The organism is Devosia sp. P2_G7 (assembly GCF_056403495.1).
The window spans coordinates 81,226-104,647 of sequence record NZ_JBFUFI010000002.1 but is presented as its reverse complement, the minus strand read 5'-3'; the positions used below and the strand labels follow the sequence as shown (position 1 = coordinate 104,647).

Below are 23,422 nucleotides of genomic sequence, written 5' to 3'. Positions count from 1 at the left end.
AACATTTCGGGAGGGATCCGCAAAAGCCGCGGTTCGGCGCCCCCAAGGACGATCGATCGGCCCATTCAGAGATGTGACGCTCTTTGCGACTAGCTCCGAATGAGCGGTAACACAGTCCTCAACCTTCGAGGTGAACATGACCCCCTGGGACCGTCCTGGGGTCGTGGAACGTCACGGGTTAGCCGCCGTGGCAAATGTGTTTTCGGCACCTGCAAAGGAAATTCCCTGCCCTTGCGACGCGGTTACGTCTCGGCCGGCGCCTTCCGTACCGGAGATGCCCTCCAGTTGGGCGCAGGCACAAGAGGCCCGAGTGTCCGTTTTGGGCCACAACCGGACACTCACCATCGTCCGCTCTGCGCCATAAACGGACGTTAGCCCCCTGCACACAGACTCTTTCGGGCTCCAGCGCAATCGTTGCGCCGCGCCTCGGGGCTAGCTGTTGATCATCGGGGCAAGGGTGCGAACGGCGGTGCGAAGGGCCGACTCGGGCATGCTCGCGTAACTGAGCAGCAGGGTGCTCTCGGCAGGCGCGGCGCCGAGATAGTGCCGGCGCATGAAGCTCAGGCCAATGCCGCGCTTATCGGCGTTCTCGAGGATCGTCGCCTCGTCGAGCCGCCGGGGGAAGCGCACGGTCGCGTGCAAGCCGGCCGAAATGCCGTCGACCTCGGCCTCGGGCAGTTCCGACCTGACGACAGCGAGGAGCGCCTCGCGACGGTCGCGGTAGACCGCGCGCATCTTGCGCAGGTGCCGATCATAGTCGCCGGTCGTGATGAAGTGAGCCAGGGAGAACTGCTCGATGCGGCCGCGGCCGCAATCCATCAGCCGCAATTCGTCCTCGAGCGTCAGCAGCAGATCGGCGGGGACCACCATCCAGCCCAGCCGCAGTGCCGGGGCAAGCGTTTTGCTCGCGGTGCCGGCATAGACGACGTGGCCCGGCGCAAGGCCTTGCAGCGCACCGATCGGGGCGCGATCGTAGCGGAACTCGGCATCGTAGTCGTCCTCGAGCGCGACCGCGTTGTTGTCGCGCAGCCAGCTTGCGAGCGCGAGGCGACGTGCGCCGCTCATCACCACGCCGGTTGGCGATTGGTGAGCGGGTGTCAGCAGCACCGCCTGCGCCTCGCTTCTCGCCAGCGCCGCAACGTCGATGCCGTCCTTGTCCACGGGGATGGGGATGAGCTTCAAGCCGGCCGCGAGCCATACGTCGCGGTCGTAGTAGCCCGGATCCTCGAGCGCGAGCCGCGTGACTCCACGACGTTTCAACGCCCGCGCCATAGAGGTCCGCGCCTGCTCGAAGCCGCTGGTGATCAGGATCTGGCGCGGATCGGCGCTGACGCCACGCACGCGCCCGAGGTAGTCCGCCAACGCCTGGCGCAAGGGCAGGACTCCGTAGCGTTGTCCGTAGCCGAAGTCAGCGGGCGCCATCGCCTTGAGCGCAGCCTCGACCGCCTTCAGCCAGCGTGCGGAGGGGAAAGTCGACAGGTCCGGGCTGCCGGGTCGAAAGTCATAGTGGAAGGAGAGGGTCGAGATGCTCTCGGGCGGGAGATTGTCCTGGACCTGCTGGCCCGGCGCCGTATCCGCCACGCGCGGCACCGCGCCCTGGCGCAGCGCCAGGTAGCCTTCGGCGGCAAGCTGGGCGTACGCTTCCATCACCAGCGGTCGCGAAATGCCCAGATCGCGGGCAAGGTCGCGGGTCGACGGTACTTCGCTCCCCGGTCGCAACGTGCCACCGCGGATGGCGTCGCGCAGCTGCCTTTCAACCTGGGCCTGCAGGGATCCTGCCCCTTGGCGATCCACGCTGATCAGCAGCTCGGCATCTCGACTGGACAAGTGTTTCCGCCTCAACTGGTCATTAAGTACCTACCCAGTTTGCCATAGCTTCCTCCTTGCCCGCTAGGGCGTCGAGCCCCGTGCAGAACAGGGCCGATCCCATCAGTCGAACCGTTGGAGAAGCAAATGGCCATCGCCGATTTCGCCCCCGCTGACCGTTCCGTCCAGTCACCCCTGGTCCGCGGTTACCATACGATCGTCCAGTTGCTCGCCGCCCGCCGGGCAGCGCGAGCCAAAAGGGACGCATTGCAGAACCTGCTCTTTGCGCCCGAGCACCTGCTGCGCGATGTCGGCGTCACCCGCGAGCAGCTGATCGAGCAGATCGGGCGCAAGGCCGCGACGCGCCAGACCTGGTTCCCGTACTGAGTTGGAGAAACTGACCATGCCCAAGCAAATCCTCTTCATTCAAGGCGGCGGCGACGGAACGCACGACGCCTGGGACAACAAGCTTGTCGCGAGCCTCGAAGCCGGACTCGGCCCGGACTATGCCGTCCGCTATCCGCGGATGCCGAACGAAGGCGATCCGAACTACCTGGCGTGGAAAGCCGAGCTCTACAAGCAATTCGACGCGCTGGACGAGGATGCGATCCTCGTCGGCCATTCGGTTGGTGGTGCGTTTCTGATCCACGCCCTGGCCGAGCACCGGCCGAAGCGGAAGTGGAGTGCGGTCCTGCTCATCGCGCCCCCCTTCTTCGGCGCCGGCGGCTGGCCTGACGATGAAATCGACCCTCGGAAGCTGGCCGAGCTTACCATCGACCTTCCCGTATTCCTCTACCACGGCGCCGCAGACGCTGAAGTCCCGGTCGAGCACATGAAGCTCTACGCGGCGGCTATCCCGCACGCCACGTCCCGTCTCCTCGCGGATCGGGATCACCAGCTCAACAACGACCTGGGTGACGTCGTGCGGGACGTCCGTGACCTTCAATCGCGCTGACCCACGACGATCGACGCCTCGGCTGACGTGGCGCCACGCCCCAGGGGCACCGATCAAGGAGCGGGCGCGCTTTTGGCCAGTAGCGGACTTTGGCCGGTGTAGCACCCGCCCCGATGCGGTGCGAAACCCGTGGCCAATCGAGCGGGGTTTACGCCTCATTAACCATGCAGGGCTAGCCTTAACCACTCAGTAAGGATCCCCTCCGTGAACAGCGCCGCACCTTCTATCCAGAAGAAGTCCATCCGTTTCCGGGCGCGCTCTTTTGTAGCCTTCGCGCTGACGCCCGAGGCACCGTTGGGCGAGTGGCTGGCTGGGCTGGATCGCTGGACCGAGAACTCGCCCGGGTTCTTTGCGGGTCGCCCCGTGGTGCTCGACCTCAATGCGCTGAAGCCGAATGCGCGCGAGATCGGCACGCTTGTCTCGCTGCTCGCCGACCGCGGAATTCGGGTCTACGCGATTGAGGCGGACGGAATCGAGGTTCTCGGCGCCGACCTGCCGCCCCTGCTCAAGGGGGCGAAGACGACGCTGCTCGACGAACCCGTCGGAAGGGCCGGCGGCGCCACGGAAAGGAATGCTGCGCCGGCCAAGAAGGACGATGCGGCCGAGCCGAAGTCGCTGATCATCAAATCGCCGGTCCGCTCTGGCCAGTCGGTGTTTCACCCCCATGGGGACGTTACGGTCCTCGGCTCGGTGGGCTCGGGTTCCGAGATCATCGCCGGGGGATCCATTCACATCTATGGCACGCTGCGCGGCCGCGCCTTCGCTGGCGCCGCCGGCAACGCCGAGGCCCGCATCTTTTGCCAGAAGAATGAGGCGGAGCTGCTGGCCGTCGATGGCTGGTATCGCACCGCCGACGACATGGAGCCGTCCTCGCGCGGCCGGCCGATACAGGCCTTTCTCGACAACGGCACGATTTGGATCGCAGCCCTCGACTAGTGAAGATTGGAGACAGGAACATGGCCAAGGTAGTGGTCGTCACATCCGGCAAAGGGGGCGTGGGCAAGACAACCTCGACTGCTGCTCTCGGCGCTGCGCTTGCCCAGATGGGGCAGAGGGTGGTCGTCATCGACTTCGATGTCGGCCTGCGCAACCTCGATCTGGTGCTGGGTGCCGAGCGGCGCGTGGTGTTCGATCTCATCAACGTCACGCAGGGCGTGGCGAAGCTCTCGCAGGCGCTGATCCGCGACAAGCGTCTCGACAGCCTGTTCCTGTTGCCGGCGTCGCAGACGCGGGACAAGGACGCCCTCACCGAGGAAGGTGTGGCGCGGGTCATCGGCGATCTCAGGGAGAAGTTCGATTACGTGATCTGCGACAGTCCGGCGGGAATTGAGCGGGGCGCGCAGCTGGCGATGCGATTTGCCGACGAGGCGGTGATCGTGACCAATCCCGAGGTCAGCTCGGTTCGCGACTCCGACCGCATCATCGGGCTGCTCGACTCGCGCACCCTGAAGGCCGAGCAGGGCGAGAGCATTTCCAAGTACATCCTCGTGACGCGCTACGACGCGGCGCGCGCGGCGCGCGGCGAGATGCTCAACATCGACGACGTACTCGACATTCTCTCGACGCCGCTGCTGGGGATTATCCCCGAGAGCGAAGGGGTCCTGCGCTCCTCCAATGTCGGCTCGCCGGTGACGCTCAACGAGCCCACCAACATTGCCGCGCGCGCCTATATCGAGGCGGCACGGCGGCTGAGGGGCGAGGATGTGCCGATGGTGCTGCCCGTCGACAGGAGAGGGCTTTTCGATCGGCTGTTCGGCAGGAGGGCGGCGTGAACCTGCTCGACCTTTTCAAAAGACGCGGTAGCGCACCCGTCGCCCGCGACCGGCTGCAGGTGCTGCTGGCCTATGAGCGGAACAACCGCAACCAGCCCGATCTCGTGGCCATGCTGCGCGAGGAGATCATGGCGGTGATCACCAAGCATGTGCAGGTCGATCAGGATGATGTCCGCGTGAGCATGGATCGCGGCGAGACGACGTCCACCCTGGCGATCGACATTCACATCCCAAACGCAGGCGCGCCGGCGCATTAGGCGCCGGCCGCGAACTGACAGTTCTGGTGCTGCCGGAACGCGAGGCGCTGGCGCTTCGCGCCAACCCAGGCGATTGGTCACGTTGGCGGGCGCAGGCCTTGCCCGGGCATACCGGGTTGCCGTGAACAATTGCGAACGAACGTCCCATGACTTACTGTCGATCGCGCCACCTGAATGCCTGTGCGACCCAATATTCGCTGAAATACTGCAGACGAGCACTTTAGACGCGAACCGGCTATTAGCCGACGGGGACGTGGCGATGCGCAGCACCATGCTGCCGGCGGCTTATGCGATGACGGCGGCGCTGCTCGCTTCGCCCGCGGCGGCCGCCAGCATCTTCTACAACCCGGATCTCAAGACGATCATCATCGATGGGACCATCGAGGCCAGCGACTTCGGCAAGATCCGCAACGCCGTTGCCGACGCCAAGGGCGCGGTGGTGGGGCTTTACCTCCACAGCCCCGGCGGCGACTTCATGACGGCCATCGAAATCGGCAGCTGGGCACGCCAGCAGCACCTTGCGACCTATGCCTCGGGCACCATGTGCTACTCGGCCTGCGCCTTCCTCTGGCTGGGCGGCGAGGCCCTCTACGCCAATGGCGTGGTGTCGCTGCACATGCCGTTCTACCGGACGTCCATGGTGACCATCGCCATCCCCGACGAGGGCGTGGCGGCTGCGGCCTGGTACCTCGCCAGCCTCGGTTACGATCGCAAGCTGATGGACGCCATGCTGGTGGTGAGCCAGACCGAGTCCAACGAGATGTTCCCCATCACCGGCCCCAATACCGCGCTCTTTCACATCAGCTACGAGCATCTGCCGGACGAAGGGCGCTTCAAGGAGGCACTGACGGCGGCCCGGGCCCGAAAGTCGGCGGAGCGGCTGAAGAGCCACCAGTAGCGGACTGCCTCTATGGTCAGGTTGCGAGCCCAAGGCGAGATGTGGAGTATCGCCGGGTGCAGCGGATCGGGAGGACCTCATGGCGCCACCAGCAGCAGTGCCGACGCTCAGTGAATGGGTGGGCGGCGAGGAGCGGATCGCGGCGCTGACCGCGCGGTTTTATCAGAAGGTGCCAGCCGATCCGGTGATCGGCCCGGTGTTTGCCAACATGGACCCCCGACACGCCGCGCACGTCGCGAGTTTCATCGCCGAGGTGTTCGGCGGCGGCACGCCCTACACCGACCACGGCGGCTCGCATACCGGGATGATCGCTCGCCATCTCGGCCGGGCGCTGACCGAGCAACAGCGGAAGCGCTGGATCGAGTTGATGCTGGAGACAGCGGATGAGGTGGGGCTGCCCAGCGACCCGGAGTTCCGGGCGGCGTTCGTCGGCTATCTCGAGTGGGGCACCCGGATCGCAGTGATCAACTCGCAACCGGGTGTGGCGGCGCCGAAGGGTGATCCCCCGATGCCGGTCTGGGGCTGGGGCCCGCCGGGCGGGCCGTATCGGGGGTGAAGCCGCCGGCCCGAGCTACCGCGTGGCCGGCTCAGAACTCTTCGTGCGTGCGGGGATCGCCGTCGAACAGGCGGCCGTCCGGGCGGGAGAGCTGATTGATCGCCGCCATATCGGCGTCGTCGAGCTGGAAGTCGGTGACCGCGAGATTCTCGCGGCGGCGCGACGGGGTTGCCGACTTCGGGATCGGCAGGACGCCGAGTTGCAGGTGCCAGCGGAGGACGACCTGCGCTGGGGTGCGGTTGTGCTTCTTGGCGGCCGCGACCACCTGCGGTTCGGCGAGGAGGCCCGTGCCCTTGCCGATCGGGGTCCAGGCCTGGGTGAGGATACCGCGCTGCTTGTCGGCGGCGCGCTGCTCGGACTGGTTGAAATAGGGGTGCAGTTCCACCTGGTTGACGCTGGGGGCAACGCCAGTCTTGGCGATCAGCTGGTCGAGATGCTCGGGGAGGAAGTTCGAGACGCCGATCGAGCGGACGAGACCGCGCTCGCGGGCCTCGATCATGCCCTCCCAGGCTTCAACGAACAGCTGCTGGCTCGGGTTGGGCCAGTGGATCAGGTAGAGATCGAGGTAGTCGAGGCCGCTGCGCAGCACCGACTCCTCGATGGCCGAGGTCACGTTCGGCTTCTTGTGATGACGGCCGGGTAGTTTTGAGGTGACGCGGATTTCCTCACGCGGGATGCCGGACATGCGGACGGCTTTGCCGACCGCGCCCTCGTTCTCGTAGTTCACGGCGGAGTCGAGGAGGCGATAGCCTTCGCGCAGCGCCTCGGCCATGCCCTCGGCGCCGGAGATGCCACGGAGCGCGTAGGTGCCGAGGCCGACGGCCGGGAGCGTGGTGCCGTCGTTCAGGGTGTGCTGTGGAAGGGGCATGTGGTGTTCCTGGGTTTGGGCTCAGGGCGAGATGGCCGCCCCCTCCACCGGCTACGCCGGTCCCCCTCCCCCGCCACGCGGGGGAGGATCACTGAGAGGCCGGTTGACCGATCAGGTCGCCTTGCCGGTGGGTGGGGCTTCGTCACCGTTTTCGGGCATGTCGTCGAAGCTCGAGTAGTTCATGGTGTAAAGCTTGGCGTAGAGGCCCTGCTTGTTCATCAGTTGCTCGTGGTTGCCCGACTCCAGGAGCTCGCCGTTCTGCAAGACGATGATGCGGTCGGCGCCGCGGATGGTGGCGAGGCGGTGGGCAATGACGAGGCCGGTGCGGCCTTCGAGCAGGCGCTTGAGGGCGCGCTGGATCAGCATCTCGGTGTAGCTGTCGATGTTCGCCGTGGCTTCGTCGAGGACGAGGATCTTGGCGTCGGCGACGAGGGCACGGGCAAAGCTGATCAGCTGGCGCTGGCCGAGCGACAGGTTGCCGCCGCGCTGCTCGAGCTTGGTGTCATAGCCATCGGCCAGCGACATGATGAAGTCATGCGCGCCAACCGCCTTGGCGGCGTCGATGATCTGCTCGCGGGTGGCGGATTGCTTGTTGTAGCGGATGTTCTCGATCACCGAGCCGGTGAACAGGAACGGCTCCTGCAGCACCATGGCGACTTCTGCGCCGAGCGAATCCTGGGTCACGTCGCGCACGTCAATGCCGCCGACGGTGACCGAGCCGTCCCACACGTCGTAGAAGCGGTGGACCAGCGACATGCAGCTCGATTTGCCCGAGCCGGTGGGGCCGACGATGGCGACGGTCTCGCCCGGATTGACCCGGAAGCTGACGTTCTTCAGCACCGGCTGGTTCTTGCGATAGCCGAAGGTGACGTTCTTGAACTCGACCGAGCCGTCCATGGCGCCGGTGAGCGCGACGGCATCGGGCTTGTCCTCGATGTTCACGGGGACATCGAGCACTTCGGTGATGCGGGTGCCGGAGCTCATGGCGCGCTGGAACACCGAATACTGCATCGTCAGCGAGCGGATCGGATCGAAGAAACGCTGGATGTAGAACAGGAACGCCACCATGACGCCGACCTCGACCTGATGGCCGAGCACCATCTGGCCGCCGATCACGATGACCGTCGCCATCGAGATGCCGGTGAGGGTGTCGACGATCGGCACCATCACCTGCGCGAACTTGGCTGCGCGCAGGTGCGCCTTGAGGTTGGCGCGGGCCTTTTCCTCGTAGAGGTCGAAATTGACCTTCTGACGATCGAGGCTCTGCACGGTGCGGACGCCGTTGATGCCTTCGGCGAGGGCGCCGTTGGCCGACGAGTTGGTGTGGTGCGCCGCCATGAAGCTGACCTTGGCGGGCGGCAGCCAGAACAGGCGCACGATGAACAGGATCGGCATGGTCGCCATGGTGATGGCGCCGAGCATCGGATCGAGCCACAGCAGCACGCCGATGATGCCGAACAGCAGCACGATGTCGCCGACGGAAAGCACTGAAGTTTCAAGGAACTCCTGCATGGAGTTCACGTCGCCCATCAGGCGCGACATCAGCCGGCCGACCTCGGTCTTGTCCATCCAGCTGAGCGACACGCGCTGCAGGTGCTCGAACATGGCGCGGCGCATGTCGAACAGCACGTCCTCGGCCGCCTTGCCGACCACGGATTCCTGGATCCAGCTGGCGGCGAAGTTGAAGCCGATGGTGACGGCGAAGCCGACGATAGCCCACAGCAGCACGGATCGGCCGCCACCGCCGGCGGACATGCCGTTATCGATGGCGAACCGGATGATCAGCGGGAAAGCCAGCTGCGTCAGGGTGAAGACCAGCACCGCGGCGACCGAGATGTAGATCTGCTTCTGGTACGGCTTCACGAAGGCCCAGATGCGGCGAACGATCTTGGGATCGTAGGCCTTGCCGAACACCTCTTCCTCGCGATCGAGGCTGGAGCCGACCACGGCGCGTGGCGGGCGCTGGCGGCGGTCTTCGCTTTCGTCGTCGTTGACGGTCACGTCGGTCATTCGGCGGCCTCCAGATGGTCGTCGCCAGGCTTGACCTGGAGGTCGTAGAGGGCGCGGTAGCGGCCGCCCAGGGCGAGCAGTTCTTCATGCGTGCCGCGCTCGACGATGCTGCCATCCTCGATGAAGAGGATCTGGTCGGCGTGCATCAGCGACGAGAGCCGGTGCGAGATGATGAGGGTGACGCGGTCCTTGGCGAAGCGCTTCATCGCCGTGCGGATGCGCTGCTCGGTGCCGGCATCGACCGCGGCGGTCGAGTCGTCGAACACCATCACTGAGGGGCGCAGCATCAGCGAGCGCGCGATGTTCAGGCGCTGGCGCTGGCCGCCGGAGAGCGAGACGCCGCGCTCGCCCACGATGGTCTCGTAACCAGTCGGCAGCCCGATGATGTAGTTGTGGAGCTGCGCGAATTCCGAGGCGCGGGAAATCCGGCCCTCCTTCGCCCACGGGTCGCCATAGGCGATGTTGTTCTCGATGTTGGTGGTGAACAGGAACGAGTCCTGCTGCACCACGGCCACCGCCTGGCGGAGGCTGGCGAGGGTAACGTCGCGCACGTCCTGGCCGTCGATGGTGACCTTGCCGCCATCGACATCGTAGAAGCGCGGGATCAGGTGGGCGATGGTCGACTTGCCCGAGCCGGGGCGGCCGACGATGCCGATGGTTTCGCCGCGGCGGCCCTCGAAGCTGACCTTCTGCAGCACCTTGCGGGTGGGCGCGCTCGGATAGGCGAAGTCGACGTTCTCGAACCGCACCGTGCCTTCGGTCACCTTCAGCGGCTGGGCGCCCGGCTTGTCCTTGATCTCGATCTCGAGGTCGAGGAAGGCGAACAGGCGATTGCCGCAGGTCGAGGCGCGGGCGAACGAGTTGACCAGCAGCCCGAGCTGGCGCACCGGCATCTGCAGGATGGTCATGAAGGTGAGAAACGAGGCGAGCGTGCCGACAGTCATGGCGCCGGACAGCACCTTTTCGCCGCCGACCCAGAGCACGAGGCCCATCGAGAGCAGGAAGCTGACGTTCATCATCGAGGTGCTGGAGACGCGGATATCGACGCGCTTGTGGGCCAGCGCCAGCGCTGCGTTGGAGGCCTCGTCGTACTTCTTCAGCTCATGGTCCTGCCCGGCAAAGGCCCGGACCACACGGATACCGCCGAGGTTCTCTTCCATGACGCGGCTGAGGTTCTGCAGCATTTCCTGCAGCGTCAGCCAGGTGGCGCGCAGCGTCAGTTGGGCGACTGACGAGCGCCAGGCGACAAACGGCGCAAAGCTGAGTGCCAGGATGCCCAGCAACAGGTCGGTCGACATCATCATATAGGCGCCGACGCCGATCAGGATGCTGAGCAGCACGACGCGCAGCACACCGGTGGCGAAGAACATGCGCACGCCCTCGAGGTCGAGCATGCCCACGGTGATCAGATCGCCGGTGTGGACCTTGTCGTGGTAGGAAAAGCTGAGGCGCTGGATCTTCTCGTAGACGGCGAGGCGGAGCTCATAAGCCGTGTGGTGACCAACGGCTTCGCCGAAATAGTTCATGGTCATCGTGAAGATGCCGCGGCCGATCGAGACGACCAGCAGGATCCACGCCGTGACCCACAGCGCGTCCACCGCCCCTGCTCCGCCATCGAGCACGCCCTCGGCCTGATCGACCGCCTGGCCGAGCAGCCGCGGCACCCATAGCTGCAGCACGCAGGCGATGATGGTGGAGGCGATGGTGATGCTTACCATCCAGGGGTGGCGCCAGGTTTGAACCATGATGCGCCATAGGGTGGTCAGTCCCTTGCCGGCCTGTGTGGCTTCGACATGTGACATTGCATCGCCAGGCGAATAGGCGCTGCGCGGAGCATTCGAGCTCAATTTGCGGGTCCAGACATTATGCATTTGGGCCTGCCCTCGCCGGAATATTGGCGGCAGACTCGGCCCTGTAGAACCAGAGGAAGACCCCATCTGTCGCGCCGATTTGCGTTCTGTTCAAGGCAGATATGCGGGCGCGATGGCCTTCTTTCGTATGAGCGCCGTACGGGTCGAGCATGATGTTGCACGAATGCAACCTCGCCCCCAAAGCAACGTTCAGGCCTAATGACCCGCGAGATCGAGATGACCGAAGGCACAGGGCAGCCGCCACCCGAGGACGACACTTTCCGCGAGGCGGTCCGCAAGACCGCTTACTTCCTGTGGCAACAGGATGGGCGACTGGACGGCCGGGATGAGGAGTACTATCTGCGCGCGCTCGAGATGCACCGGCGCGAGCGGACCTACGATGCCTGGCTGAAGGACAACGGGCCGGAGGACGGCTAGGTCGCCCGGCTTGCCACGAACTGCTGCCAGACACGGCGCATCACGACGCCGGCGGTGACGCCGAGCACGCCGCCCAGCATCTTGACGCCGAGGTCGATGAGCCGGCCGTGGCGTGACACCGACACCAGCTGCAGCGCTTCGAGCGCTACCGCTGCCCCCAGCACCACTACCACCGTGACCCAGAGATGGCGCGGATAGGCCAGCGCGAACAGCAAGCCGATGGCCCCGAAGGCCATGAACCGTTCGATGCTGGGCGAGTAGCCGCTGGTGGGCCGGAAACCGATCGGGGCCAGGGTGACGAAGGCAACGGCAACAAGCAGCAGCCAGGCAAGCAGCGGTAACAGGCGCATCGGCGAAAGAGCTCCGGATCAGACGGCGTTGCGCCGGGTCTTGGACGAGAAAACCGTCAAGACGATGATCCAGCAATCGAGGAAAATCGACCAATTGTCGATGTAGTAAAGATCGTGCCGGGTACGGCCCTCGATCTGCTCGAAAGTCGAGGTCTCGCCGCGATATCCGTTGACCTGGGCCCAGCCGGTGATGCCGGGCTTGATGCGTTGGCGGTGGGCATAGCTGGCCAATTGCTCGCCCAATTCATCGTCGTGCACCAGCGCATGCGGGCGCGGGCCGACGAGGCTCATGTTGCCGCGGATGACGTTGATCAGCTGCGGCAGTTCGTCGATCGAGGTGCGGCGGATGAAGGCGCCGATCTTGGTGATGCGCTTATCGCCCACGCGTGCCTGGGTCATCTTGCGCCCGGACTCGGTGACGGTCATCGAGCGGAACTTCCAGATGTGGAAGGTGTCGCCGTTGAAGCCGCGGCGCTCCTGCCGGTAGAACACCGGGCCGCGGCTATCGAGCTTGATCAGCAGCGCGACGACCGCGAGGAGCGGGCTGAGGAAAAGGAGGCCAAGGCCGGCCCCGCTGACGTCGAACACGCGCTTCAGCAGCACCGCGCCGTCACTCATGGGCTTGCGCAGCGAACGCAGCGCGTTGTTGGGGCCGAGCGGCACCACGTCGAGGAACTTGAAGCTGACATTGTCGGTGGCCGGCACGCAGACCACGTTGATGGCAAAGCGCTTCAGCTCATTGGTGAGGCGCTCCAGCCCGTCGATGTCGCCGATCTCCCCGACGAATACGATGAACTCGGCGCCGCGCGCCACCCAGTGCTGCGCGAACTCGACTAGGGCGCTCTCGCGGACCACGCCCTCGGCGTCGACGGCGTCTTCGAGATACATCGTCCCCGCGAGCCGGTAGCCGGTCTTCCACAGGTTGCCGTTGACGAGGAAACGAACGGTATCGGCACGGTTGCCGACGACGGCGACCTTCTGGAACTGCAACTGGCCGGCGCGGATGCGGGTGGTGACGGCGGCGTAGGCGATGGTGCGGGCCAGCAGCAGCGCCGGGACGCCGAGCACATAAGCCGAGATCAATGAAACGCGGGACAGCTCGCCGGCGACGCCAAACATGAAGGCGCCGAACAGCGCGATGGCGAAGGCACCAGTCCACCCCAGGACGCTCTGCGCCAATGTCGTGTGCGGATGCTGGGCGCGGTCCAGGAACTGGTTGGCGGCGATGGCGGAGAAGCCGCCATAGAGGACGCCGACAACGAGCGAGTAGACGCCGTAGAATCCCACCAGCTCGTCGCTCGGCACATGCATGAAGAGGTTGTGGTAGATCAGCGCCGGCAGCAGCATCACTAGCGCCGCGAGCACGCCTTCGGTGAGGGCGAAGGTCATGCAAAGGGCCGTCTGGTTGGCCACCACGCGACGCGCCCGCCGCCGTTCTAAGCCTTGATACCCGAGCTCGCTTTGCGCCACAGCAAATTGCCTCAAATTGCTGGCAATTCAGGATAATCGCTGCCCTGGTTGCCGTATCTCGGCGATTAGCACGGAGCCGGATTCGGCCAAAGGCTTAGGTTAAGATGCGGTTAATGCCGAGGCTCGAGGCTAGCACGGGTAGGCACCGCCTCGAAATAGGCGACGAGCAGCACGATGAGGATCGTGACGACCGTGGTTTTCTGGCTCAGCGTGTTGTTGGAGAGCGCGGCGCAAAGGAACACGGCAGTGCCGATCCAGGCCGGCCGCGGCTGGTGGCGGAGCAACCGCCAGACCAGCCAGAAGAACAGCAGCGCGAAGGGGATGGCGAGGGTCAGACCCAGCTGGAAGGTCATGAAGACCGGGGTGGACTCGATGAAGGGCAGCCCGAGCTTGTCGTTGACGATCTTGGTGACCTCGACGATGTCCTTGCCGAACATCACCTCCTGCCAGGTGACGTGATCGAATATCTGGTAGATGTCGGTACGAGCGAAGAAATTCTGATCGACCACGCCTTCTGAAAAGCGCGACAGCAAGCCGCCGGCAGCCATCACGCCGATCAACGCGGCGCCCCCGACGAGCACCATGATCAGCACTGCGAGCTTGGCTTTGCGCTCGGCGCGGCGGCTGAGCGAAGTCCAGGGGACGAGCAGCACCAGCGCCAGCACCTCGACGGTGGCGACGATCAGCGCGAAGCGTGCGCCGGCGGCGACGGTGCCAACGAACAGCAGCGCCATGGCGGCAACCTTCACCCAGGGCTTCCAGTTGGTCAGCGGCACGAAGCCGATCGTCGTGGCGGACAACAGGCCAAGGGTCAGCGGATGGCCGGCGAGGCCGATCGGCCGGAACGCCGCCTCGCCCTCCGAATAGGGGAAGATGCGGATATGGGTCGCCACCTCGAACAGCCCCATCAGCGCGCTCAGCAGGTTGATGAGGATCACCGCGTCGCCGAGGAGGCGCCGGTAGGACGGGTTCTGCGCCAGGAGGATGAGGCCGACAGCGCCGGCGACAAGATAGGTGTCGATGAGATTGCCCCCCACCCCGCCCCGACCAGTGGCGATGAGGAAGACGATCAGCAGCCCCAGCAGGCCCATGAAGCGCACGAGATCGCGGAACTTGACGATCTCCTCGCCCCTGAGGAACACCGGGCGCGTGAACAGCGCCACCGGCAGCAGCAACAGCAGCAGGTAGGTACCGAGGTGGATCTTGTTGTAGAAGGCGCCGCCTTCGCGCACGTAGTCGTAGACCGTGTCCATCACTGCCGGCGACACGCAGATGCGGATCACCAGTGCTGCGAGGATCGCCAGGAACAGGGCTAGAGAGAAGGCATTGGCGCGCTGCGCACTGTCGCCGGCCGCTTTGGGTCCGGTGGCCGAATAGCTCAAGGCTGTCCCTTTCCACTGGCATGGGTTGCGGCTTTTGGTGGCCCGGGTTTAGCACGCCCTGCCCCGCCAAGGCGCGGAGGAGATCGCCGTATCCTTAATCGAGACGGGCTGCTGCCGGCGCTTCGGCAAGGCCGCGTGAGACGGATCCACCATTAATCATTTGAGCAGTTGGCGTTGGTTGAACTGCGCCCGCGGGACTAGTGTTCGGGCTCTCCTCAGTGGTTAACGCCCCATGACTCATGCGCTGCAGACTTCGATACCGACGACAGCTCCAGGCACGCCAGCAAATGCCGGACTGCTGGAGCTGACCGATGCTACCTCGGTGGTGTTCGAGACCGTCAACAATGCGCTGCAATGGGAGCGGCTGCTCGGGCAGACCGATCGCGCTCACAGCGTCCAGGCATTTGGCTATGGCGAGGCAAAGGGCAGCAAGGGTTGGCATGTAAGCCGGCAGTTGCTGTCTCTGGCAGGTCGCCCGGTAGCCATCGTGCAGGCGCTGGAAAAGCGCGTGGCGGGGCTACGAGTCGTGACGCGCATCAATCGCGGTCCGATGTTCCTGATGCCCGATGCACCCGCCTACGTTGTCACCGCCGTCTATCGAGCGGTGCGGAAGCGGTGGGGCCGGTTGCCGTTCGGCGTGCTGCTGCTGGCGCCCGCGCTGGAAGATCGGCCTGAAAACCGGGCGATCCTCGCGAGGGCCGGGTTCAGGCCGCGCAAGGGCAATGGCTGGGGCTCGGCCCGGCTCGATCTCGCGCTGCCGATCGATGATGTGTTCCAGACCTTCGAGCACAACTGGCGCAAGTCCATCCGCGCTGCCGACAAGGCCGGCGTGACGGTCAAGGTGGCGGATGCGGAAGCCGACCACGAATGGATGATCGAGCGCCATCTGCAGAACATGGCCGAGAAGGGCTTTTCCGGCCACGATGCCGAGTTCCTTCGCAGCCTCAGGAAGAACTCCGGTTCCGACTATGTGCTGCTTCAAGCATTGCATGAAGGCCGACCCGTGGCCGGGCTGGTGATGCTGAAGTTCGGCAACGTCGCCGACTCCATCGTCGCCTGGTTTGGCGAGGAGGGCCGCAAGGTGAAGGCCGGCAATGCCATTACCTGGGGCGCCATCCAGGAGATGCAGCGGCGGGGCTGCCGCCTCTACGATGTCGGCGGCATCAACAGCGACAAGGGCTTCTCAAGCTTCAAAAGCGGCATGAACGGAGCCGAGTATTTCCTCCTCGGGGAGTATGTCGGCTTCTAGGCGCAGCGATGCGCCGGGAGGCCCGTAAGGCCATGGCAGGTTCTCGATGACATCCACCGCTCTCACCGTTGCCTATTGCGGCCCGATTGCGCGGCAGGGGGAACCCGCCAGGGGCGGCTTCGAGGCCGCCAATCGCCGGCTGATCGATGACCTCGATCGCGCCGGGCTCGACGTCGTCGAATTGCCCTATGCGCCGGAACGCAAACCGGCATGGCGGAAGATCCTGGCCTACGGCACGAGCTTTGCCGCCCTGGCCTGGCGCATCGTCATCGAGGGCGGGCAGTGGGACGTGTTCCACATCACGCCGCTCCGCCGCCAGTTCATCCTCGCCGAGTGGCTGCTGTGCCATCTCGCGCGCCGTCGCGGCGCCAAGCTCGTGGTCGACCTGAGGGCGGGCGCCATTGCCGAGGACACCGCCAGCCCCAAGCGGGCGAGGCGCGCCGCCTTCGAGAGCATGTTGAAGATGTCCGACCTCATCTGCGTCGAGGGCGAGGTCTATTTGCCGCTCGTCGCGCCGTACGGCAAGGACGCGCTCTACCTGCCCAACTATGTCGATGCGGGGACGGTGGGCAACCGCCCCGCTCCGCCATCCGGCCGGATCAACCTGGTTTTCCTTGGCCGTATCGTGCCGGAGAAGGGGATCGAAGTCGCGCTGGACTGCGTGCGCGCGCTCAAGGCCAGGGGGCACGACGTACGGCTGAAGGTCATCGGACGGGACGACGAGGCTTACGTTGCGGGCCTCAAGGCGGCGTCTCAGGAGCTACCTGTGTCGTGGCTCGGTGCCGTCCCCCACCCGGAGGTCCCGGCACAGCTCGGTGACGGCCACTTCTTCATATTCCCCACCCGGCATCGCGGCGAAGGCCATTCCAACGCGCTGACCGAGGCGATGAGCCAGGGGCTCGTGCCGCTGGTGGCGGACAATGGCTTCAACCGCCAGGTCATCGCGGATGCGGGGGTCGTCTTCGACATGGAGGCGACGGGCGAGGACTATGCCGCCGCCGTCGAGAACATCCTGGCGCAGGATGCGTGGGCCGGGCTATCCGGCGCAGCCCGCCAGCGCATTGTCGAGCAGTTCACCGGCGAGAAGCTGGTGCCGGCACTGGTGGCCCGCTATCGGGCTCTCGTTGGGATGGGCTCTGGACGCCCCAGGGCCGCTGTTCGGCACGAAGAGGCTGTCGCAGGCCGCGGCTAGAAGCGTCACACCGCTTCTTGTTCGCGGGCCGAGTGCCCCAGGCCGGCTACCGGCCGAAGCTCGACCGCAACCGTGCGCCCGGTTTCGCCTACCCTGCCCTGCCAAACGACACGATCGGCTTCCTGCTTGCGACCGAAGGCAGGTGAGACCCAGCCGCCGCCGGCACCTTCGCCACCGCGTTGCACGGAGATGTCGCCGTGCTCGAAGGTGAGCGTGAGGATGGTGAGCGCGCCACGCTGGACGATCACTTCGTTCCCCTCAACGCGCGCCGAAAGGTCGGGAGCAAGCTGGAAGCTAACCTGCGCCTGCCGGTCCCCGTCGACGCCGAGCAGCTTGTCGACGATGGCGAACCCACTCTCGGTGCGAGCGAGGTTGCGCTGATGGGTGACGCCGAAGCGCTTGCGATACCCGTCATGGCTCGCGGTCAGGCTCCACCGGGCGCCTTTGTCGTGCCGCTCGAGCCGGCTTGCGGCCTTCTGCGACCAGTTGAACGAACCTGAGATCGTACTCTGATCGGCGCCGGACACGACCAGCGTGTTGTGTGCTGTGGTGCCGCGGAACCAGTCGCGCCAGGCGCCGCCCGAGTGATAGAGATAAGTACCCGGATCGATCAGCACCGGCTCGCCGTCGACCGCCAGTATAATGGCCAGCGCATCAGCGTGCCCGTGCGCGGCGATCGAGAGATAGCCCAGCGGCCCATGGTCGAACACCAGGCTGACCTGCCGCCCGCCAATCTCCTCGTTGACGACGGAGTAGCCGCCTTGCGCGAAGACCCGCTGTCCCCGCGGCGATGCAGCACGTTCATCAGCGCGGCCGAGTAGCAGGCCGCGAAAATCGGCTTCGGCGTCCGTCGGCGCACCGCGCCCCGTGAACCCCGCGATCGCGTTGGCGACTGAGCCCGGATAGGCATGCTCGACATTGCCCGAGGTCAGGACGCGGCCGTCATCGTCGTCGCCGATGGCGGGAACCGTGCCGCCTTCGAGCGCTAGCCAGCCGATGAACTCGGCGAAAGCGCTGAGGCGCTCACCCACCGAGGCGGGGAACCGCTGCCCGGAATCGCGGGCAACCACGGAGCAGAGGAGCACGAACTCGGCCGAAAAGGCGCCATAGCTCGGCGACTGCTCGGCCGGGACACCGTCGGGCAGGATCTGGCGAGCGGTCTCTTCGACCAGCTTGGCGCGAGCCCGGGCCGCCATGTCGGCAGCTCCAGCGATGCCCGGCATTGCCAGCCCGATGAGAAACTCACCCGCCAGTTCGGCAATCAGGTGATTGTTCGCCGACGAGAACCGCGAGGGATACCGCTTCAGCCAGGTCGCGGTGGCCTGGAGGATGGATGCGATCTGCCGGCGGCAGACGACGGACAGGCGCTCGCCCACCAGGGAGACGGTGATCAGCAGCGAAATGGCCCGCAGGGCGAGCTCGATACCGGAGTTCCAGCCGAGGCCGCGGAACGGCGGATTGGCCGCGTACCAGCTGTCGACGGCCGCTTCGATAGCGGCGACGCTATCCGCATTGGAAGCCAGCAGCGCGTGGGCGGCCAGCGGCTGCAGGAACTGCAGGCGGTTCAGTTCCCACACGTATTTTACGTCGCCGAACTGCCGCTCGTGCCGGTAGGGAACGTCGAAGCAGTACTGGTCCGCAGCTGGCCATGCGCCGCCCGTAACCGGATCGAGCCGCCAGAGCTCATGGGGAAACCGGTCGGCCGCCGCCTGCCGCGGCCATTCGACGCCAAGCGCGGCGAACCGTCCGGCCAGAACCTTCTCGGCGGCCAGGCGGATCTTCTCCGCGAGCGCAGGAGACGCGCCCAGCACCCGTTCCCGCAAGCCGGGCAGCGGCCGGACTTCCGTACCCGGGTAGTGGGCCCAGCCTTCCAGGCGTCCGCGGGCTCGTTCTTTCTTGATCTTCTCGCTGACGCGGTGCGCCAGCTCGCCTGCGCTCATGGCGCGCAGGCGATGAAGGTACCAGCCCAGGGACATGGCCTAGATTCCCTGGAGGGCTCGTTGGTAGGCAGCGATCAGCGGGCGCACCTGGTGGTTCCAGCTGAACCGGTCTTCGACGCGCTCGCGCCCCAGCTGTCCCATGCGGGCGCCACGTACCGGATCAGCGAGCAGATCGGTGATCCGCGCGGCCATATCCACCGGATCGTTCGGCTTGGCATAGAGCGATGCCTCGCCGGCCGAATAGCGCCCCTCGGTGACGTCGAACTGCACGATCGGCTTGCCGAACGCCATGTACTCGAGGATCTTGTTCATGGTGGACTTGTCGTTCATGACGTTGACGCGGTCAGGATTGACGCAGACATCGGCCGTCGAGAGCATTTCGAACAGATCGGCATCGCTGATGCGGCCGGGCAGATTCACGAAGTCCGTGAGGCCCAGCTGCTTGGATTGAGCGCGCAGCTGCTCCAGCTCCGGACCACTTCCGGCGATGCAGAATTGGATATCGGTCCGCCCCTGCCGCACGACGATATCGTGCACCGACTGCAGCAGCAGGTCGACGCCTTCCTGCGCGCCCATCACCCCGACATAGCCGACGAGGTGCTTCCGCCCCTGCTTCCAGCGCGCGTTGGGAGCGACCGGCTTGATCTTGTGCAGGTCGGGCCCGCTGCGCACCACGAAGACGTCCTTGGGCCGCATACCACCGCGTTCGAGCGCGATGTCGCGATAGCTGTGGTTGGTGGCGATCGACACATGCGCCATGGCAAAGGTGAGCCGCTCGAGCACCAGCATCAGGCGCCAGAACAGGTCGCGCCGGCCGAACTTGGCCTCGTACAGTTCCGGGTTAATGTCGTGGTGATCGAACACGAACCGCTTGCCGAACGGCTTGAACAGCAGCGCGACGAGAAAGATCAGGTCCGGCGGGTTGCAGGCGTGAATGACGTCGAACCCCCGCTCGCGCAGCACCTTGAAGGCCAGCACCGTTTCCCAGAACAGGGCGGCGCCGTATTCCTTGAGATAGCCGATCGGACCGTTGCCTTCGGCGGGCAGCGGATGGCGATAGACGTGAATGCCGTCGATCACCTCGTAGCGCTTGGTGTAGCCCTTGGCGACCGGACAGATGACGCTGACCACCGCTCCGGCCTTGTTCAGCGTCGTGGCCTCCAGCCAGACACGGCGGTCGAACGGCACCGGCAGGTTCTCGACAATGATCAGAACCTTCTTGCCGGCCAGCGGGGCGTCGCGCAGCACGTCGGTGCTCGCCTGCTGCGTGACGCTCAGTTCGGGCGTGTACACGCCCTCTGCCATCGAGCTCATGGGATCATGCTCACATCGATCACGTTGCTGCTGCGCAGCGCCAGGCTCCGCTGCAGGCCGTTGGCGGCGACCACCAGGTCGAAATCGCCGGCCTCGGCTTCGTCCTTGTCGATCAGCAGTTCGCCGATCTTGGGCAGCTGTGAATAGGCATAGCCGAGGTTCTGGCCGATCAGCTTGCGTGCATCGAGGCCCGAGTCATAGATGGACACATCGAACCCGGCGGTGATCAGCCGGCGGGCCATATCAACATTCGGGCTCTCGCGCAGATCGTCGGTGTTCGCCTTGAAGGCGAGGCCGACCAGCAGCACCTTGGCGCCGGGCGTAAGCTGACGGACGATGTGATCGAACTGGTAGTGTTTGTGCGCCTCATTGGTGCGCAGCACCGCGTCCAGCAGATGGGTGTTCGCGCCGATGTCGTTGGAAATGTGCTGCAGTGCCCGCACGTCCTTGGGCAGGCACGAGCCGCCAAACGCCCCACCCGGCCGGGTGTAATAGGCCGAGAGGTTGAGCTTGGTGTCCGACACGAAGATCTCGTGCACCTTGGTGGCGCTGATATCGAGCTGCTGGCAGATGCGGCCGATCTCGTTGGCGAAGGCAATCTTGACCGCGTGCCAGGAGTTGTCGACGAACTTGGTCAGCTCGGCTTCCCGATAGCCCACGTGGAAGGTCTGGGCCTGGAGGCCTTCATGCATCCGGTCCATGGCGGGCGAAGGCAGGCCGTCGACTGTGCCGATGACGATCTTGGGCGGATTGAAGAAGTCGGCGATGGCCGAGGATTCGCGCAGGAATTCCGGATTGTAGACCAGCTCGATGAGGTCGCCGAAATTCTCGCCCAGGATCGAGCGGAAGATCGGGGCGATCAGCCCGTCGACAGTGCCGGGCCGGATCGTCGAGCGATAGGCAACCGTCAGGCGGCTCGACCGATCGCGCCGCACGCCGGTGGCGATCTGGCGGGTCACCTCGGCGATGTGGCTGAGATTGTGCGAACCATCGAGGGCGCTTGGGGTGCCCACGCACACCAGCGCAATGTCGGCGTCATCCAGCAGGCCGCCGATCACAGTCGAGCCTTGCAGCAGCCCCTCGTCCCGGGCAGCTGCCAGCCGTTCATCGAGGCCAGGCTCGAGCACAGGGGAGATACCGGCCTGAAAATCGCGGACCTTGGTCTCGCTGACATCGATGCCGATAATGTGGTGACCTTGGCTCGCCAGGCAGCCTGCCGTAGTACTACCAACGTAGCCAAGCCCAAAAACCGCAATCTTCATGTAACCCACCGCAAGGTTAGTTCAGGCAGCGTAGTGCTGACGTCGAAAAATCGAGCCGTCCGCAACTCTCTTTGACCTGTTAACGGAGGTTTAACCGAACCATGCGGCCCGGACATCCTGAACCAGCCGTTAATCCTAACAGCTAAACTTGTATCTATTTGGCCGCCGGCTTAACCAAAAAACCCCATTACGCGAGCCCGGCGCGACTGTCGGTATATAAGGGCACGAACAACAGGCTGCCTCAGCAACGAGATCCAACGCCATGTCCGACGTCACCGACAGGCCAGTTTCCGACACTGCCCGCTCCGGCGCACGCGTCTTCGCTCGGCTGGGGAGCGACGACGCCCACGGCCACCGCGAGGCCGTAATGGCAAGGCTGCACCCCGCACCGAGGCCGGCGCCGGCCGCCGCCTCGCAGGTCGCGGACGCAGTGCCGGTGGAAACGGTGACGCTCAACAAGATCGGCGATTTCCTCGAGCTCGATTTCGGACGGCTGTTCAGCTGGATGGGTCGTGGCAGGAAGCTCGCATTCGGGCTGGCGGTGGTCGGCGCCGTAGCCGGTGGGCTTTACGGCATGTTCGGCACGCCCAAGTACACGGTCTCGACCGACATCATGATCGATCCGGCCAGCCTGCAGGTGGTGTCGGACGACTTGTTCCAGCAGCCCGGCCAGGCCGATGCGGCGCGGCTCAATGCCGGCTCGAAGCTCCGCGTCCTGACCTCGGGCAATGTGCTGCTGCGCGTCGTTGATGAACTGAACCTTGTGGACGACAAGGAATTCTACGACCCTACGCCCGGCTTCTCGCTTTCCTCGCTGATCCCGCTGGGCGGCGACAAGGCCGTGCCCAATCCGCGTCTCGCGGCGCTCGCGGCGCTGTCCAAGAAGGTCAGTACCAAGGCCGATGAAACGAGCTTTGTCGCTACCCTGCAGGTCTCTTCGGAAAACCCGCAGAAATCGGTGAAGATCGCCGACGCGGTCGTCGCCTCGTTCCAGAACGAACTGGCGACGGCGGAATCGGCTGGCGCCTCGCGTACCGCGGATTCGCTGAACGAGCGCCTCGATGAGCTGAAGGGCGCGGTGAAGACGGCCGAGGAAAAGGTCGAGGCGTACAAGCGCGCCAACAACCTGTCGGCGAGTGCGGGCGAGCTGGTGAGCAACCAGACGCTGACCCAGTTGAACGCGCAGGTGGTCGAGGCGCAGTCGCGCGTCATCGCGGCGCAATCGGCCTATGACGAGCTGGTGGCAGCCGGCAGCAATGCATCGACCGCCGACACCCAGGCTTCGGCTTCGCTGGCCGGCGTGCGTGCCCGGATTTCCGACCTTCGCGCCCAGCTCGACAGCCAGTCGATGATCTACGGCGCGCGCCATCCCACCATCGTCAAGCTCAATGCCGAGCTGGCCGTGGCGCAGTCCGAGCTCAGTGCCGAGATCGCCCGAGTGGTGACGGCCGCCAAGGTGACGCTCGACGAAGCTAAATCGGGACTTCAGGCGCTGACGGCCAAGGCGGATACCCTCAAGACCAACGTCTTCTCCGACAACGAGGCGCTGGTGGCGCTGCGCGAACTCGAGCGCGACGCCGCGAGCAAAACCACGATCTACGAAGCGTTCCTCAGCCGCGCCAAGCAGGTGGCCGAGCGTGAGCAGATCGACACGACCAATGTGCGGGTGATCTCTCCGGCCGTACCACCCACGGACCGCTCCTGGCCGCCCAAGACAGTGGTCGTCGCCGCGGGCGGTGGGGTTGGCGGGTTCGTCTTCGGCATGCTGATTGCCGTGGCGCTGGGCATCTCGCGCGACCTGAAGCGCGACACGCGCCGGCGGGATACGGCAACGGCCACGGCATAGGCCGGTT

The 23,422-nt window shown here is 65.3% G+C and carries 21 protein-coding genes; 11 read left to right on the top strand and 10 right to left on the bottom strand.

The annotated features are described in order from the left end of the window. Window positions 1-432 precede the first annotated feature (432 nt). On the bottom strand, window positions 433-1,827 hold the full coding sequence (gene pdxR / locus AC1DWU_RS03635; RefSeq protein ID WP_477148604.1) for a MocR-like pyridoxine biosynthesis transcription factor PdxR: 1,395 nt from the start codon (window positions 1,825-1,827) through the stop codon (window positions 433-435). 126 nt (window positions 1,828-1,953) lie between these two features. Between pdxR and AC1DWU_RS03630 the strand changes: the two genes are divergently transcribed. The 7 genes from AC1DWU_RS03630 (at window position 1,954) to AC1DWU_RS03600 (ending at window position 6,244) form a co-directional block, all read left to right on the top strand. Then, complete coding sequence (locus AC1DWU_RS03630) at window positions 1,954-2,193, top strand: hypothetical protein (protein ID WP_477148603.1); 240 nt, start codon at window positions 1,954-1,956, stop codon at window positions 2,191-2,193. Window positions 2,194-2,209: 16 nt separating this feature from the next. Further along, on the top strand, window positions 2,210-2,761 hold the full coding sequence (locus tag AC1DWU_RS03625; protein ID WP_477148602.1) for an alpha/beta hydrolase: 552 nt from the start codon (window positions 2,210-2,212) through the stop codon (window positions 2,759-2,761). A gap of 204 nt (window positions 2,762-2,965) precedes the next feature. Next, on the top strand, window positions 2,966-3,697 hold the full coding sequence (minC, locus tag AC1DWU_RS03620; RefSeq protein ID WP_477148601.1) for a septum site-determining protein MinC: 732 nt from the start codon (window positions 2,966-2,968) through the stop codon (window positions 3,695-3,697). Between the two features lie 20 nt (window positions 3,698-3,717). Beyond that, window positions 3,718-4,533 carry a septum site-determining protein MinD gene (gene minD / locus AC1DWU_RS03615; protein ID WP_477148600.1) on the top strand — a complete coding sequence of 272 codons (816 nt, stop codon included), beginning with the start codon at window positions 3,718-3,720 and terminating at the stop codon, window positions 4,531-4,533. Beyond that, the gene (gene minE / locus AC1DWU_RS03610) at window positions 4,530-4,790 is read left to right on the top strand and encodes a cell division topological specificity factor MinE (protein ID WP_477148599.1); all 261 of its coding nucleotides are present in this window, start codon (window positions 4,530-4,532) and stop codon (window positions 4,788-4,790) included. The genes minD and minE overlap by 4 nt, the downstream gene beginning before the upstream one ends. Window positions 4,791-5,049: 259 nt before the next feature. Then, a complete protein-coding gene (locus tag AC1DWU_RS03605) occupies window positions 5,050-5,688 on the top strand; it encodes a hypothetical protein (RefSeq protein WP_477148598.1) in 639 nt (212 codons plus the stop codon). Between the two features lie 79 nt (window positions 5,689-5,767). After that, window positions 5,768-6,244 (top strand): group II truncated hemoglobin, encoded by a 477-nt coding sequence (locus AC1DWU_RS03600; RefSeq protein WP_477148597.1) that lies wholly within the window; start codon window positions 5,768-5,770, stop codon window positions 6,242-6,244. A 31-nt stretch (window positions 6,245-6,275) separates the two neighbouring features. Here the strand turns inward: AC1DWU_RS03600 and AC1DWU_RS03595 are convergent, their stop codons facing one another. The 3 genes from AC1DWU_RS03595 to AC1DWU_RS03585 form a co-directional block, all read right to left on the bottom strand. Next, window positions 6,276-7,112, bottom strand: coding sequence for an aldo/keto reductase (locus AC1DWU_RS03595; RefSeq protein ID WP_477148596.1), 837 nt, complete (start codon window positions 7,110-7,112; stop codon window positions 6,276-6,278). A gap of 111 nt (window positions 7,113-7,223) precedes the next feature. After that, window positions 7,224-9,122, bottom strand: a complete 1,899-nt coding sequence (locus AC1DWU_RS03590) for an ABC transporter ATP-binding protein (RefSeq protein ID WP_477148595.1) — start codon at window positions 9,120-9,122, stop codon at window positions 7,224-7,226. Continuing rightward, window positions 9,119-10,969 (bottom strand): ABC transporter ATP-binding protein, encoded by a 1,851-nt coding sequence (locus AC1DWU_RS03585; protein ID WP_477148594.1) that lies wholly within the window; start codon window positions 10,967-10,969, stop codon window positions 9,119-9,121. The genes AC1DWU_RS03590 and AC1DWU_RS03585 overlap by 4 nt, the downstream gene beginning before the upstream one ends. Window positions 10,970-11,191: 222 nt before the next feature. Here AC1DWU_RS03585 and AC1DWU_RS03580 point away from each other — a divergent pair, with 222 nt between their 5' ends. Continuing rightward, window positions 11,192-11,410 carry a DUF2934 domain-containing protein gene (locus AC1DWU_RS03580; RefSeq protein WP_477148593.1) on the top strand — a complete coding sequence of 73 codons (219 nt, stop codon included), beginning with the start codon at window positions 11,192-11,194 and terminating at the stop codon, window positions 11,408-11,410. Here the strand turns inward: AC1DWU_RS03580 and AC1DWU_RS03575 are convergent. From AC1DWU_RS03575 to AC1DWU_RS03565, 3 genes are all read right to left on the bottom strand, one after another. Continuing rightward, window positions 11,407-11,760, bottom strand: a complete 354-nt coding sequence (locus tag AC1DWU_RS03575) for a hypothetical protein (RefSeq protein ID WP_477148592.1) — start codon at window positions 11,758-11,760, stop codon at window positions 11,407-11,409. The two genes, AC1DWU_RS03580 and AC1DWU_RS03575, sit on opposite strands and share 4 nt — an antisense overlap. A gap of 18 nt (window positions 11,761-11,778) precedes the next feature. Beyond that, entirely contained in the window at window positions 11,779-13,149 is a 1,371-nt protein-coding gene (locus AC1DWU_RS03570; protein ID WP_477148591.1) for an exopolysaccharide biosynthesis polyprenyl glycosylphosphotransferase, read from the bottom strand. A 191-nt stretch (window positions 13,150-13,340) separates the two neighbouring features. Next, on the bottom strand, window positions 13,341-14,612 hold the full coding sequence (locus AC1DWU_RS03565; protein WP_477148590.1) for a VpsF family polysaccharide biosynthesis protein: 1,272 nt from the start codon (window positions 14,610-14,612) through the stop codon (window positions 13,341-13,343). A gap of 232 nt (window positions 14,613-14,844) precedes the next feature. Between AC1DWU_RS03565 and AC1DWU_RS03560 the strand changes: the two genes are divergently transcribed. Further along, window positions 14,845-15,861, top strand: a complete 1,017-nt coding sequence (locus AC1DWU_RS03560) for a lipid II:glycine glycyltransferase FemX (RefSeq protein ID WP_477148589.1) — start codon at window positions 14,845-14,847, stop codon at window positions 15,859-15,861. Between the two features lie 46 nt (window positions 15,862-15,907). After that, entirely contained in the window at window positions 15,908-17,053 is a 1,146-nt protein-coding gene (locus tag AC1DWU_RS03555) for a glycosyltransferase family 4 protein (RefSeq protein ID WP_477148588.1), read from the top strand. A 5-nt stretch (window positions 17,054-17,058) separates the two neighbouring features. Here the strand turns inward: AC1DWU_RS03555 and AC1DWU_RS03550 are convergent, their stop codons facing one another. Genes AC1DWU_RS03550 through AC1DWU_RS03540 form a run of 3 tightly spaced genes read right to left on the bottom strand, consistent with a single transcriptional unit; the run spans window position 17,059 to window position 21,569 of the window. Next, on the bottom strand, window positions 17,059-19,029 hold the full coding sequence (locus AC1DWU_RS03550) for a heparinase II/III family protein (RefSeq protein WP_477148587.1): 1,971 nt from the start codon (window positions 19,027-19,029) through the stop codon (window positions 17,059-17,061). Window positions 19,030-19,032: 3 nt separating this feature from the next. Further along, window positions 19,033-20,307 carry a glycosyltransferase family 4 protein gene (locus tag AC1DWU_RS03545; RefSeq protein WP_477148586.1) on the bottom strand — a complete coding sequence of 425 codons (1,275 nt, stop codon included), beginning with the start codon at window positions 20,305-20,307 and terminating at the stop codon, window positions 19,033-19,035. After that, window positions 20,304-21,569 carry a nucleotide sugar dehydrogenase gene (locus AC1DWU_RS03540; protein ID WP_477148585.1) on the bottom strand — a complete coding sequence of 422 codons (1,266 nt, stop codon included), beginning with the start codon at window positions 21,567-21,569 and terminating at the stop codon, window positions 20,304-20,306. The genes AC1DWU_RS03545 and AC1DWU_RS03540 overlap by 4 nt, the downstream gene beginning before the upstream one ends. A 262-nt stretch (window positions 21,570-21,831) precedes the next feature. On the opposite strand from AC1DWU_RS03540, the gene AC1DWU_RS03535 reads away from it, so the two are divergent. Then, window positions 21,832-23,415 carry a GumC family protein gene (locus AC1DWU_RS03535; RefSeq protein ID WP_477148584.1) on the top strand — a complete coding sequence of 528 codons (1,584 nt, stop codon included), beginning with the start codon at window positions 21,832-21,834 and terminating at the stop codon, window positions 23,413-23,415. Window positions 23,416-23,422 lie beyond the last annotated feature (7 nt).

What these genes read in the sequence shown, in the direction of transcription:
- AC1DWU_RS03535 (WP_477148584.1), top strand. Translation starts at nt 21,832, where the DNA reads ATGTCCGACGTCACCGACAGGCCAGTTTCCGACACTGCCCGCTCCGGC.
- AC1DWU_RS03570 (WP_477148591.1), bottom strand. Translation starts at nt 13,149, where the DNA reads ATGACCTTCGCCCTCACCGAAGGCGTGCTCGCGGCGCTAGTGATGCTG.
- AC1DWU_RS03600 (WP_477148597.1), top strand. Translation starts at nt 5,768, where the DNA reads ATGGCGCCACCAGCAGCAGTGCCGACGCTCAGTGAATGGGTGGGCGGC.
- AC1DWU_RS03590 (WP_477148595.1), bottom strand. Translation starts at nt 9,122, where the DNA reads ATGACCGACGTGACCGTCAACGACGACGAAAGCGAAGACCGCCGCCAG.
- AC1DWU_RS03630 (WP_477148603.1), top strand. Translation starts at nt 1,954, where the DNA reads ATGGCCATCGCCGATTTCGCCCCCGCTGACCGTTCCGTCCAGTCACCC.
- AC1DWU_RS03550 (WP_477148587.1), bottom strand. Translation starts at nt 19,029, where the DNA reads ATGTCCCTGGGCTGGTACCTTCATCGCCTGCGCGCCATGAGCGCAGGC.
- AC1DWU_RS03625 (WP_477148602.1), top strand. Translation starts at nt 2,210, where the DNA reads ATGCCCAAGCAAATCCTCTTCATTCAAGGCGGCGGCGACGGAACGCAC.
- AC1DWU_RS03595 (WP_477148596.1), bottom strand. Translation starts at nt 7,112, where the DNA reads ATGCCCCTTCCACAGCACACCCTGAACGACGGCACCACGCTCCCGGCC.
- AC1DWU_RS03560 (WP_477148589.1), top strand. Translation starts at nt 14,845, where the DNA reads ATGACTCATGCGCTGCAGACTTCGATACCGACGACAGCTCCAGGCACG.
- minD (WP_477148600.1), top strand. Translation starts at nt 3,718, where the DNA reads ATGGCCAAGGTAGTGGTCGTCACATCCGGCAAAGGGGGCGTGGGCAAG.
- AC1DWU_RS03545 (WP_477148586.1), bottom strand. Translation starts at nt 20,307, where the DNA reads ATGAGCTCGATGGCAGAGGGCGTGTACACGCCCGAACTGAGCGTCACG.
- AC1DWU_RS03540 (WP_477148585.1), bottom strand. Translation starts at nt 21,569, where the DNA reads ATGAAGATTGCGGTTTTTGGGCTTGGCTACGTTGGTAGTACTACGGCA.
- AC1DWU_RS03580 (WP_477148593.1), top strand. Translation starts at nt 11,192, where the DNA reads ATGACCCGCGAGATCGAGATGACCGAAGGCACAGGGCAGCCGCCACCC.
- AC1DWU_RS03605 (WP_477148598.1), top strand. Translation starts at nt 5,050, where the DNA reads ATGCGCAGCACCATGCTGCCGGCGGCTTATGCGATGACGGCGGCGCTG.
- AC1DWU_RS03555 (WP_477148588.1), top strand. Translation starts at nt 15,908, where the DNA reads ATGACATCCACCGCTCTCACCGTTGCCTATTGCGGCCCGATTGCGCGG.
- AC1DWU_RS03575 (WP_477148592.1), bottom strand. Translation starts at nt 11,760, where the DNA reads ATGCGCCTGTTACCGCTGCTTGCCTGGCTGCTGCTTGTTGCCGTTGCC.